The organism is Campylobacter concisus (assembly GCF_003049065.1).
Classification (GTDB): Bacteria; Campylobacterota; Campylobacteria; order Campylobacterales; family Campylobacteraceae; genus Campylobacter_A; species Campylobacter_A concisus_BE.
In genome coordinates this window covers 1-11,712 of sequence record NZ_PISC01000002.1, presented here as the reverse complement: position 1 = coordinate 11,712, position 11,712 = coordinate 1, and the positions used below count along the sequence as shown (strand labels likewise).

General features: G+C 41.9%; 16 protein-coding genes. 13 read left to right on the top strand and 3 right to left on the bottom strand.

The window, feature by feature from the left end:
- The first annotated feature begins 2 nt into the window (after positions 1 to 2).
- Complete coding sequence (locus CVS81_RS01755) at positions 3 to 1,157, top strand: sigma-54-dependent transcriptional regulator (RefSeq protein WP_107964897.1); 1,155 nt, start codon at positions 3 to 5, stop codon at positions 1,155 to 1,157.
- Positions 1,158 to 1,227: 70 nt separating this feature from the next.
- On the top strand, positions 1,228 to 2,253 hold the full coding sequence (locus CVS81_RS01750; protein ID WP_107856076.1) for an aspartate-semialdehyde dehydrogenase: 1,026 nt from the start codon (positions 1,228 to 1,230) through the stop codon (positions 2,251 to 2,253).
- A gap of 47 nt (positions 2,254 to 2,300) precedes the next feature.
- Here CVS81_RS01750 and CVS81_RS01745 read toward each other — a convergent pair whose 3' ends face one another.
- The 3 genes from CVS81_RS01745 to CVS81_RS01735 all read right to left on the bottom strand — a co-directional run bounded on the left by CVS81_RS01745 (position 2,301) and on the right by CVS81_RS01735 (position 3,824).
- Entirely contained in the window at positions 2,301 to 2,714 is a 414-nt protein-coding gene (locus CVS81_RS01745) for an Rrf2 family transcriptional regulator (RefSeq protein ID WP_107964896.1), read from the bottom strand.
- Positions 2,715 to 2,814: 100 nt separating this feature from the next.
- A complete protein-coding gene (locus tag CVS81_RS01740; protein ID WP_107964895.1) occupies positions 2,815 to 3,213 on the bottom strand; it encodes an NAD(P)-dependent oxidoreductase in 399 nt (132 codons plus the stop codon).
- A gap of 236 nt (positions 3,214 to 3,449) precedes the next feature.
- Positions 3,450 to 3,824, bottom strand: coding sequence for a cupin domain-containing protein (locus CVS81_RS01735; RefSeq protein ID WP_107964894.1), 375 nt, complete (start codon positions 3,822 to 3,824; stop codon positions 3,450 to 3,452).
- Between the two features lie 153 nt (positions 3,825 to 3,977).
- Here CVS81_RS01735 and CVS81_RS10105 point away from each other — a divergent pair, with 153 nt between their 5' ends.
- From CVS81_RS10105 to CVS81_RS01690, 11 genes are all read left to right on the top strand, one after another.
- Positions 3,978 to 4,439, top strand: a complete 462-nt coding sequence (locus tag CVS81_RS10105) for an ABC transporter six-transmembrane domain-containing protein (protein ID WP_265094466.1) — start codon at positions 3,978 to 3,980, stop codon at positions 4,437 to 4,439.
- Positions 4,440 to 4,441: 2 nt separating this feature from the next.
- On the top strand, positions 4,442 to 4,861 hold the full coding sequence (locus CVS81_RS10100) for an ABC transporter six-transmembrane domain-containing protein (protein WP_265094465.1): 420 nt from the start codon (positions 4,442 to 4,444) through the stop codon (positions 4,859 to 4,861).
- Positions 4,839 to 5,759 carry a cation diffusion facilitator family transporter gene (locus tag CVS81_RS01725; RefSeq protein WP_107964893.1) on the top strand — a complete coding sequence of 307 codons (921 nt, stop codon included), beginning with the start codon at positions 4,839 to 4,841 and terminating at the stop codon, positions 5,757 to 5,759. The genes CVS81_RS10100 and CVS81_RS01725 overlap by 23 nt, the downstream gene beginning before the upstream one ends.
- A gap of 26 nt (positions 5,760 to 5,785) precedes the next feature.
- Entirely contained in the window at positions 5,786 to 6,175 is a 390-nt protein-coding gene (locus tag CVS81_RS01720; RefSeq protein WP_107964892.1) for a transporter, read from the top strand.
- A gap of 89 nt (positions 6,176 to 6,264) precedes the next feature.
- Positions 6,265 to 8,055 carry a translation elongation factor 4 gene (gene lepA, locus CVS81_RS01715; RefSeq protein WP_107964891.1) on the top strand — a complete coding sequence of 597 codons (1,791 nt, stop codon included), beginning with the start codon at positions 6,265 to 6,267 and terminating at the stop codon, positions 8,053 to 8,055.
- A 49-nt stretch (positions 8,056 to 8,104) separates the two neighbouring features.
- Positions 8,105 to 8,233: a hypothetical protein gene (locus CVS81_RS10095; protein WP_265094464.1), complete on the top strand. Its 129-nt coding sequence runs from the start codon at positions 8,105 to 8,107 to the stop codon at positions 8,231 to 8,233.
- A 37-nt stretch (positions 8,234 to 8,270) separates the two neighbouring features.
- The gene (locus tag CVS81_RS01710) at positions 8,271 to 8,501 is read left to right on the top strand and encodes a 2-hydroxymuconate tautomerase family protein (protein WP_107964890.1); all 231 of its coding nucleotides are present in this window, start codon (positions 8,271 to 8,273) and stop codon (positions 8,499 to 8,501) included.
- The gene (locus tag CVS81_RS01705; protein WP_107964889.1) at positions 8,495 to 9,217 is read left to right on the top strand and encodes a hypothetical protein; all 723 of its coding nucleotides are present in this window, start codon (positions 8,495 to 8,497) and stop codon (positions 9,215 to 9,217) included. Before CVS81_RS01710 ends, CVS81_RS01705 begins: the two co-directional genes overlap by 7 nt.
- 10 nt (positions 9,218 to 9,227) lie before the next feature.
- On the top strand, positions 9,228 to 9,785 hold the full coding sequence (locus CVS81_RS01700) for a YajG family lipoprotein (protein WP_103580763.1): 558 nt from the start codon (positions 9,228 to 9,230) through the stop codon (positions 9,783 to 9,785).
- Positions 9,785 to 10,354, top strand: coding sequence for a ComF family protein (locus CVS81_RS01695; protein WP_087581017.1), 570 nt, complete (start codon positions 9,785 to 9,787; stop codon positions 10,352 to 10,354). The genes CVS81_RS01700 and CVS81_RS01695 overlap by 1 nt, the downstream gene beginning before the upstream one ends.
- Before the next feature lie 113 nt (positions 10,355 to 10,467).
- Positions 10,468 to 11,712: cache domain-containing protein (locus CVS81_RS01690; protein ID WP_199907136.1), on the top strand; the 1,245-nt coding region annotated here is incomplete at its 3' end.

Here is an 11,712-nt window from a genome sequence, read left to right as displayed (position 1 = left end):
AAATGAATATCGTCATAGTAGAAGATGACATCAATATGCGAAAGTCGCTTGAGATCGCACTTGGCGAGTATGAAGAGCTAAACATCAAGAGTTACAAGAGCGCAGTTGAGGCTCTAAAAAAGCTAAGCGACGACACTGATCTAATCATCACCGACATAAACATGCCAAAGATGGACGGACTTGAGTTCATTAAGGAGCTAAACGGCAAATTTGACGTCATCATAATGACTGGAAACGCCACACTTAACAAGGCGATCGAAAGCGTTAGGCTCGGCGTGAAGGACTTTTTAACCAAGCCATTTGACGTCTCAACGCTATATGAAGCGATAAAAAGGGTAGAGGCGCTAAAACAAAAAACTCCAAAAAGCATAAAAAAAGTTGAAACCAAAAGTGAAAATAACGGCTTTTTAGCCAGTTCAAAAGCGCTAGAAGCCACGCTAAATATCGCGCTAAAAGCTGCAAGAACTGACGCCTCAGTCATGCTTAGTGGCGAAAGCGGCGTTGGCAAGGAGGTCTTTGCTAAATTTATCCACGCAAACTCACCTAGAAAAGATGCTGCGTTTGTCGCTTTAAATATGGCTGCGATCCCTGAAAATTTGATAGAAAGTGAGCTTTTTGGCTTTGAAAAAGGCGCTTTTACTGACGCAGCGACCACAAAAAAAGGGCAGTTTGAGCTGGCAAATGGCGGAACGCTATTTTTAGATGAGATCGGCGAGATGCCTATAAATTTACAGCCAAAATTGCTTCGTGCCTTACAAGAGCGCGAGATAACAAGGCTTGGCGCTACAAAGAGCGAAAAGATAGACGTTCGCATCATCTGCGCTACAAATGCAAATTTAGAGCTTGCTATGAAAGAGGGCAAGTTTAGAGAGGACCTTTTCTACCGCCTAAACACGATCCCGCTTTTCATCCCGCCACTTCGCGAGCGAAAGGATGAAATTTTGCCTATCGCGCAGGATGCTTTGGACAAATGCTGCAAAGAGTATGGCTTTGAGGCTAAAAATTTCTCAAAAGCAGCCAAAGAGGAGCTTTTGGGCTACGACTACCCAGGCAACATAAGAGAGCTCATCTCAGTCGTGCAGCGTGCAGCGATACTAAGCGAGGGCGATGAAATTTTGCCAAAAGATCTATTTTTGCAAGCAAGAAGTAAAAAATAGGTAAAAATTTAAGTTTTTGGCTAGTAAAATTATGCAAATTAAGAAAATTAAAAGAAACCAAGGAGAGCAGATGAGAAAATTTAACGTAGCGGTCGTTGGTGCTACTGGAGCGGTCGGCGAAGAGCTTTTTAGAGTTATGGAGGAGGTTGATTTCCCAGTTGGTGAGCTTTTACCACTTGCAAGCGCAAAGAGCGTTGGCATGGAGATCGAATTTAAGGGCAAACACTACAAAGTAAAAGAGCTAACCGAGAAAGTTTTTAGCGAGCACGAGATCGATATCGCATTTTTTAGCGCAGGTGGCTCAGTTTCAGAGAAATTTGCCAAATTTGCAGCCGACAGCGGCGCGGTAGTTATCGACAATACCAGCCATTTTAGGATGGATAAAGATATCCCACTAGTCGTTCCAGAGTGTAACCCAAGCGATATAGCGCAATGGAAAAACCGCGGCATCATCGCAAATCCAAACTGCTCAACCATCCAAATGGTGCAAATTTTAAAGCCCCTAAACGACGCTTTTGGCATCAACAGGGTTGATGTTTCTACCTATCAAGCAGCAAGTGGCGCTGGCAAAGAGGGCATGGAAGAGCTTGTCGTTCAGATGCAAAAGTTTTTTGAATTTAAGCTTGATGAGTGCGAGCCAAAGGTCTTTGCGCACCGCCTAGCGCTAAACGTGATCCCACACATCGACGTCTTTTTGGACAACGACTACACAAAAGAAGAGATGAAAATGGTCAATGAAACGCAAAAAATTCTTCACAAAGATATCGAAGTGAGCGCTACTTGCGTGCGTGTGCCAGTGCTTAGAAGCCACTCTGAGGCGATCACCATCCACTTTGACAAAGACGTGAGCGCAGATGCGGCAAGAGAGGTTTTAAGCAAAGCTCCAAGCGTCGTCGTAGTTGATAATCCAGCTAAAAAAGAGTATCCGATGCCTACTATCTCAAGCGATACAAACGAGACTTACGTTGGCAGGATCAGGGTTGATAACTTTAGATCAAATGTGCTTCACCTTTGGTGCAGTGCCGATCAGATCCGCGTGGGAGCTGCGACAAATGCCGTTAGGATCGCACAAAAATGGATAGCGATGCAGGAGTAGTTTGTAAATTTATTTTAGGCTAGAAAGGATCAAGCTCTAGCCTAAATTTATCTTGCAAGCTCGTCTAATAAATCTTGCAAAGTAACGCTTTTTAGCTCGTTTTCTAGGGCAGTTTGTGCTCTTAAAAAGTGCCCAGACAAAAGCTTTTCTATCCTACCGCCAACTGGGCAGGCTTTTGGTGAGTCAGAGTGAATTTTAAAAAGTTTTTCTTTATCATTTACTGCGTTAAAAATTTCAAGCAAATTTATATCTTTTGGCTCTTTTGCAAGGTTCACCCCGCCAACTCCAGCTGCGACATTTACGAGCCCTGCAGCCTTTAGAGTGCCAAGCAGACGCCTAACGATAACTGGGTTTGTATTTATGCTACCTGCTATAAATTCGCTTGTAACCTTCTCGTTTTCAAAAAATTTAGCACACAAAAGTGCGTGTATCGCAGTTGAAAATTTAATGCCAACTTGCATAAGCTCCCTTAAATTTTTTCGTGATTATACTTAAATTTTCTACCAAAGACAGCCAGCTAAATTTGACTTACGAGCCTTTGCAGCTCTCAAATTTATAAACTCACGCTCTCTCGCTGACGGCGGTAAAGCGCTTTTGGATAAATTTCTTGTTTTTTAGCTCGTCAATGATCGCAAGCGCAAGGCCTGCGTAGCTTATGTAGCTCTCATTTTTTGAGTTTAGTATGAGATCATCTCCGCCAAGCACGTATTTGCCAGTGCGAGCGCCGTTTGCGTCGTAGTCGCCTGCTGGACTTACGTATGTCCAAAGCACATTTGCGCTACCTTTTAGCTCAAAATAAGACTCCGCCGTAGCCTTTGCCACGCCCATATATGCCGCTGGGAAGTCTGGCGTATCCATGACCATAGTGCCTTTGCTATCAACAAATAACGTGCCAGCGCCAAGAGCTACGATGAGCCTTGTATTGGTGCCTTCTAGTAAATTTACTAGGTGAGCGACCACTTTTTTGTGAGAAAAGAAGGTTTATAACGACCAAACGGCAAATGCGCTGATAACCGCACCAAAGCCTGTTATATCAGCTTTTGTAGGCTCAAAAATATCTTTTATAGATGACTTTTACGTCGTCGTTTTACTCTTTGTTTCTAACGATCGCCGAGTTTTAAAGCCATTTTTAGATAAATTTACGCCGCTTTTGCCGTTTGTGCCTAAGATTGCTATTTAAATTTTGCTTTTTAAATTTACAGCCAGCTTGGCTTTACGTCATCAACTATCACGCCGTCGCTCATTGTGTATTGCTCTAGGCTACCGCGTTTTGTTTGGATGCAGATCATTTTGATGCCGTTTTTGCCAGCCCTAAAGCACCTCTTACCCTCTGGATCTATGCGCACCGCGTCGCCTTTGCTTACTTTTATCACTTCACCGTCGATAAAAAGTTCGCCATCGCCCTCAGTGATGATGTAAAGCTCCTCGTTTTGCTTGTGCGCATGGACAAATGGCACGCTTGTGTTTGCTGGAAGCTCGTTTATAGATACCTCACAGCCAGTTAAATTTAAAGCCTCTTTTAGCTCAACTCTTGGCTCGTTTGTGATCTTTGCAACCTGATAATTTTTCATTTTGTTCTCCTTGTTTTTTGTGTTGTAATCTTTTTATTTACAACAGATGAGCGAAGTATAGTAAATTTTTGTTGTAATGTCAAGAGTTACAACAAAAAATTTTTCAAAATTTATAAATTTGAGCTAAAATTCGCAAAATTTTTAGGAGTAAATTTGCAAAATAACGCATTTAAAACGCTAAAAGGAATAGCGGCCGAGCATAACAAAAAGCTCATTTTAACCTTTGCTTTTGTGCTAGCAGAGAACGGACTTTTTCTAGCTTATCCGATATTTGCAGGCTTTGCGATCAACGCAATCATACAAGGAAATACGTTAAATGCCCTCATTTACGCACTTTTTGTGCTCGTAGCGTGGCTTGTAGGAGCCATTAGACGCCGCGTGGATACGCAAGTCTTTGCAAATATCTATGCAAAGCTTGCTGTAAATGTTATCATGAATGAAAAACAAAATGCCAAAGACGACTCTGCCATCATCGCCAGAGTAGCGCTCTCGCGAGAGTTTGTAAATTTCTTTGAGACGCATTTTCCTATGTTTTTTACATCGGTCATTTCGATCATCGGCTCAGCGTTTATGCTCATTTTGCCCGGCCAAAGGTCGCTGTGGCGTGCTTTGTAGTGATGACCTTTTTTCTTATATTTTTGCCAAGATATATCAAGAAAAATGACGATCTTTATCTTCGCTTAAATGACCGCTTAGAAAAAGAGGCAAAAGTTATAGGTGTTTTTAATAAAAGCACGCTAAATAGGCACTACGATGTCGTTTCTAAATTTCGTATAGCGATCTCAAATAGGGAAGCGATGAGCTATTTTATCATCGGCATTAGCGCTTCGCTGCTCTTTTTGGTGGCGATAATAGTGTTAAGCTCGCAGCAGACAAATGCCGGCCACATCTACTCTGTGATGACCTATATATGGAATTTCGTCATCAGCCTTGACGACTCGCCAAAGCTAATCGAGGAATTTTCAAATTTAAAAGATATAGGCAAGAGGATCGACGCCCAAAAGAAGGATAATGATGCACAACAAGAGTGTTCTTAGAAATTCATTTTTTCTAATTTTCACGTTTATGATAGTTGAGGCCGTTTTTGGCTTCGTTTCAAACTCGCTTGCGCTTATTAGCGACGCATTTCACATGTTCTCAGACGCTGCCGCGCTATTTTTGTCACTAATGGCGTTTAAAATTTCAGAAAAAAGGGCAAATTTACAAAAGACCTTTGGCTACAAAAGGGTCGAGATCATCGCTGCTTTCATAAACGCCATCGCTCTTATCGCACTCGCCATTTTTGTCGTAGTTGAAGCTATCATCAGGCTTTTTAACGAGCCAGAGATAGAGGCTGAAACGATGCTTTTTGTTAGTATTTTGGGGCTTGTGGTAAATTTGGTCGTGGCTATTTATATGCATAAAAGTGCTGATACAAAAGAGAATTTAAACATGAAAGGTGCTTATTTGCACGTGCTTGGCGATACGCTTGGCTCAGTTGGCGCCATCATTGCGGCGCTTCTTGTGATGAAATTTAACTTCACGCAGGCCGATAGTATCGCAAGTATCTTTGTCTCGCTACTCATCATAAAAAGCGGCGCTAGCTTGCTAAAAGATAGCTTTAATATCCTGATCGAAGCCGTGCCGCTTAAGCTTGATACGGATGAAATTTTAGGCGTTATAAAGGGCGTAGATGGCGTTAAAATCGTGCATGACCTGCATATCTGGGCGATAAATGCTGGCACAAACGCGCTCATAGCCCACGTGGTGGTGGATGATGCGCTAAGCGTGGCTGAAATTTCAAAGATGATAAAGCGCATCGAGCATGAGCTTTCTCACGTTGGCATCGGCCATGTCACACTTCAGTTTGAGAGCGAGAGCCTTGGACATAAAGATGATCTCATCTGCGAGCTAAAAAGCGCGCATAAAGACGAGCACTTTGGGCATCATCACTAAAATTTGACGCAAAAGGCTTAAATTTAATGTTTCTCATAAAAAATGAATATCTAGTAGTCGTGGCTATGGGGTTGCTTTGTGTTTTTATTGATATAACCCATCTTATCGCAGTAAATTTTGTAGTAGCCTTGATCTGCGCTCTATTTTGTATGAAAAAGGGCTATATATTTATTTTGTTGCTAGGGTTAAATTTTGCTCTATATTTTAATGCCATAGATGCTCCATTCGAACAGCCAGAGCTTTGGACTTATTACGTGCCAGCATTGGCAAATGCGACATACGGGCTTAGTGCTTTAGTTTATGCTTCAGCTTTTTTAGCTTTTTTGCCACTTCTTGCTTATCTTTATTTTTTATATTCACTTTGCGTTGTGCTCTGCGCTTTGCGTAAAAGTTTAAGAGCTAAATTTGAGCTTTAAATTTAAGCCTTGCTAGCCTAACAAACTCATTTTTACTCAACTTTAACGATTTTTTTTATAAAATCGCCTAAAATTTAACTAGGGATTTCATGAAAAACATTAGAAACTTTAGCATCATCGCTCACATCGACCACGGCAAAAGCACGCTTGCTGATCGTCTCATTCAGGAGTGTGGCGCCGTAAGCGACCGTGAGATGAGCTCGCAAATCATGGACACGATGGACATCGAAAAAGAGCGTGGCATCACGATCAAAGCCCAGTCTGTCCGCCTAAACTACGCACTAAATGGGCAAAATTTTGTTCTAAATTTGATAGACACCCCAGGACACGTAGATTTTAGCTACGAGGTGAGCCGCTCTTTGGCTAGTTGCGAGGGTGCGCTGCTTGTCGTGGATGCTAGCCAGGGCGTGGAGGCGCAAACCATCGCAAACGTCTATATCGCGCTTGAAAACAACCTAGAGATCATCCCAGTCATCAACAAGATCGACCTACCAGCGGCTGACCCTGCTAGGGCAAAAGACGAGATCGAGCACATCATCGGACTTGACTGCTCAGGAGCGATCGAAGTGAGCGCAAAAACAGGCGTTGGCATAAAAGAGCTTCTAGAAGCGATCATCACGAGGATCCCTGCGCCAAATGGCGACGCAAGCAAGCCTACAAAGGCGCTAATCTACGATAGCTGGTTTGACAACTACCTTGGTGCGCTTGCTCTTGTGCGTGTTTATGATGGTGAAATTTCAAAAAATGATGAAATTTTGGTCATGGGCACGGGCAAAAAACATATCGTGCTAGACCTCATGTATCCAAATCCTATAGCACCGATCAAAACCAAAACGCTTAGCGCTGGTGAGGTTGGCATCGTGGTTTTGGGGCTTAAAAACGTTAGTGACGTGCAGGTGGGCGATACGATGACGCAGGCTAGAAACCCGCTAAAAGAGCCAGTTGGCGGCTTTGAGAGGGCTAAGCCGTTTGTTTTTGCGGGACTTTATCCAATAGAAACTGATAAATTTGAAGATCTGCGTGACGCGCTAGATAAGCTAAAGCTAAATGACAGCTCCATTAGCTACGAACCAGAGACCTCGGTCGCACTTGGATTTGGCTTTAGGGTTGGCTTTTTAGGTCTTCTTCATATGGAGGTCGTCAAAGAGAGGCTGGAGCGTGAGTTTGACCTTGATCTCATCGCCACAGCGCCAACTGTGACTTATGAAGTCATCCAAACTGACGGGTTAAATTTAAAGATACAAAACCCAAGCCAGTTGCCGCCTGTAAATAAAATAGACTCGATCCTTGAGCCATACGTAAAGGCTACTATCATCACGCCAAGCGAGTTTTTAGGCAATATCATTACACTTTTAAACAACCGCCGCGGCATACAAACAAAGATGGACTACATCACAACTGACCGCGTTTTACTAGAGTATGACATACCGATGAACGAGATCGTGATGGACTTTTACGATAAGCTAAAGTCAAGCACCAAAGGCTACGCGAGCTTTGACTACGAGCCTAGCGACTACCGCGTGGGCGATCTAGTGAAGCTTGATGTCAAAGTGGCCGGCGAGACGGTCGATGCGCTCTCTATCATCGTGCCTGAGAGCAAGGCGCAGACAAAGGGCAGAGACTTCGTAAAGGCGATGAAAGAGATCGTGCCGCGTCAGCTCTTTGAAGTGGCGATACAAGCTAGCATCGGCAATAAAATAATCGCCCGAGAAACCGTAAAATCAATGGGCAAAAACGTCACAGCCAAGTGCTACGGCGGCGACATCACTCGTAAGAGGAAGTTGCTTGAAAAGCAAAAAGAGGGTAAGAAGAGGATGAAGGCCATTGGCAAGGTGAATTTGCCGCAGGAGGCGTTTTTATCCGTCCTAAAAATAGACTAGCGGCTTATCTTTTGTGCCCTTTTGAAAGAGTTAGTGAAATTTTGGCTTGATGAACTATATGTTCTATCCGCACCAAAATTTCACGTCACAGCTTTCAAAATCATCACAAAATATCTCGCCTTCTTTTGAGGTGGCGATACTGCCGCATTTGGGAGCTCGTTTGGTGGATAGGTTTTGATTAAAATTTAAGTGCTAAATTTACAAAAAGGAGTGCTATGCCGTTTGTGAAAATTTGCGTTACAAAAGAGGGTGATAGCCCAAGCGTGGAGCAAAAAGAGAATATGATAAGCGGAGTTACAAAGCTAATAAGCGAAATTTTAGGTAGAAGCGCTCAAAATACCGTTGTCATTATCGATGAGATCGATACGAACAACTACGGCATCGCAGGCGAGAGCGTGAAAAATATCCGCAAAAAACAAAAGGAGCAAAAGGAAGTGAAATGCTAAGAGCGACATTATTAGCAGTTTTTGCAGCCGTCTTTCTAACTGGCTGCGTGGCAAAAGCTAGCCTTTGTCTATCGTGCGAGGGCATAGACGGCGTGCAAAGTGCAAGCATAAGTAGCGAAGATAAGACCTATTTTGAAGAGGTTATGAGGATCCCAGCTGACTGCAGTGCTTGCAAAGGCAGGGGCGATGGCGTCTTTATAAATGGCGTCAAGTATAGAAGCGACGTGGCGATAAACTGCTGCTTAGAAAAAAATATGATCGACATAAATGTTGGGCTAAAAAAGGTATATTTTCATAGGATCGTGGATGCTAGAAGCAGCGCAAGGTCGATTTATTACACAAGAGAAGATGGTAGCGGCGTAGTCTTTAACTCAAACCCACGCCTTGAAGTGCTCTTTTATATGTTTTTAAAACGTGAGCTAAATTCGCGTGGCATCGTGGTCGTGGATACGCAAACATCGCCTTATACATATAGGCTTGATTTTAGATTTGACGAGCTTAGAGGCACTTACTCAAGAAGCTCAGAAATTTTAAATGGACATCTATACGGCGAGCTTGTGCTTTCAGATATAAATTTCAAAAAACGAATTCCTATCTCGACTAGACACCACGTGGAGGAGCTTGAGGCATCAAGAAGCGGTCAGTTTGACTTCTTTATCGCGCTTTTAGTTAAGCAAGCTGCCATAAAAGTGGCTGATGAGATCACTAAACTTTGAAAGGAAAAATATGAGTAAATTTAAATTTCTAGCTATCTTTGGACTTTTTGTCCTATTTTTGAGCGGTTGTGCGCCTACTCAGACAGTAGTTGCGTTTGATCCTTACAAAACTGCTGCAAGTCAGCAAGCTAACGGTCTTGAAGTCTATATAAGCGCGGTGCATGATAGTCGCAAAAACAAAAGTACTATTGCCACTATAACCGATGGTAGAGGCACTGTAAAAGAGTATGTCGTGCTTCAAAACGATCTTGCGACTTACTTTAGCGACTCCCTTAAAAGAGAGCTTGCAGCACGTGGCGCAAATGTAAATGGCATGGGTGGTGTCGTTGTTGAAGTTTTCATAAACGAATTTGAAGCAAATATGAGCGGATATGGCAGCGACAACACAAGGGGCAAGATAAAGATCACTCTTAAAATCCAAAAAGGCGATCAAAGCATCATCAAAAATATCTCAAACAACCAAACCAAATTTGAGCTAGTTCGCACTGGCGGAGCATTTAAGCCATTCTTAACAGACATCATTAATGACGCCGTTAAGCGCTCTGCGATCGCTATCTTAAATAGCTAATGTTTTGTGCGTTTTGCAAGAGCTTTACGCTAAAGACATTTTGTAAAACCTGCTCGCAAATTTTAAGCGAGCCAAGCCCTTTGGTAAGAGAGCTAGAGGGCTTTAAAATTTATAGCTTCTACGGCTACTCTGAGATCAAAGAGCTCATCCACTCAAAGCACCAAATGCACGGACTTTTTATCTATAAAAATTTAGCCAAATTTGCATTTAAGAAATTTGCTAAAAGCTTTAGCTTCCCAGAGCAAATTTACGCCCTGCCGATAGATGATAGAGTGCATCATGGCTACTCGCACACGGCTATTTTGGCAAATGAACTTCGTGCTAAAAACCTTAAACCGATCTTTCACGCCCTGCATGCGACAAGCAGTGTCAGTTACAGCGGCAAGGATCTTAAATTTAGACAAAACAATCCAAGAAATTTTAAAATTTTAAAAAAGATCACCGCGCCAGTTATCTTGGTTGATGATATAGTAACGACTGGCACAACGATACTAGAAGCTAGAGATACGCTTCAAAAAGCAGGCGTTGATGTGCTTTTTGCGCTTGTTTTAGCAGATGCTAGAAACTAAAATTTATGTGAAATTTTACTTGAAATTTCACACCTAAATAATTGTAAATAGCTATTAACCATAAAAAATTTTTGCCGATATAAACATAAAATTTACACAAAGGGATTTTGTTTATGAAAAAAGCAGCAAACAAGATAGCACTCATTATCGTGGTGCTTTTAGTTGTCTCGCTTGGCGTGTTTTCAACGGTGAATTACACAAATACCAAGGAGAGGATTTATGATCTAGCAAAGGAGTCTAAGACTTCAGCTTCAAAAATTTTGCAGTTTTATATGAATGCATTTTTTGAAGATAAGCTTGCAGCCGTTCAAAATTTTTCTAGTTACATCGAGGCGCATCCGCAAATTTTAGATGACAAAGAGGCTTTAGAAAAAGTGCTGATGAACGCAGCGCAGGTTACTGATTTTTCTGAGTTTTACTTTGGCTATGCAACTGATGGTGCTGTTTATAACGCTGTGCTTGATGGCAAAGAGCGTAAATTTATGGTTTTTGATCAGAGAAAAAACTATGATGCGAGGGTTAAAGGCTGGTACAAGGACGCTATCGCAAAAGAGGGCATTATCTTTTCAGCTCCATACACAAGCTCAGCTGGTGGCTTAAATTTAACTATCGCTAAAAAGATAGTTGTTGATGGCAAGGTTGTTGGTGTCTTTGGCGTGGATATGGGCATAGATAAGCTTGATAATGAGCTTAATAAGATAAAACCAACTCCAAGTAGCGCGATAGCTTTGATGGATCTTGAGCATAAAAAGATAATTCATTTTGTTCATAAGGATCTTGTTTTATCTGATGCTAGTGAAGCTATGAAGATAATTGACGACTACTCAAACGAGTATAAGAAAAATGGAGATAAAACATTTACTTATAATCTTAGAGGCACAGAGAGGCTTCTTGCTTGCGAGCTTTACGATCAAGCAAACTGGCTTGTATGTTCTGCAAACTCTTGGAGCGATTATGACGGAAGCCTTAGCAAAACACTTGTCTCACAAGTCATCTCTTCAGTTATATTTATAGTAGTCATCGTAGCGCTTCTTATATTTATCGTTAGCAGATCGCTTAAGCCACTCTCAAAGATATCTGATTCGCTTATTTCGTTCTTTAAATTTCTAAATTACGAGATCAAAGAGCCAGTTAAGTCAAATATCGTTTCTAAAGATGAATTTGGCGTTATGTCTTCTCTTATAAATGAAAACATCCAAAAGATCCAAACATCTAAAGAAAAAGAGAACACCTTCATCCAAAAAGCCAACACCTTTGTAAATGAGATAAAAGATGGCAACTATGAAGCAAGCTTAGAAGCAGATACTAATAACCCAGCTCTAAATCAACTAAAAAGCACATTTAAAGATCTACAACTT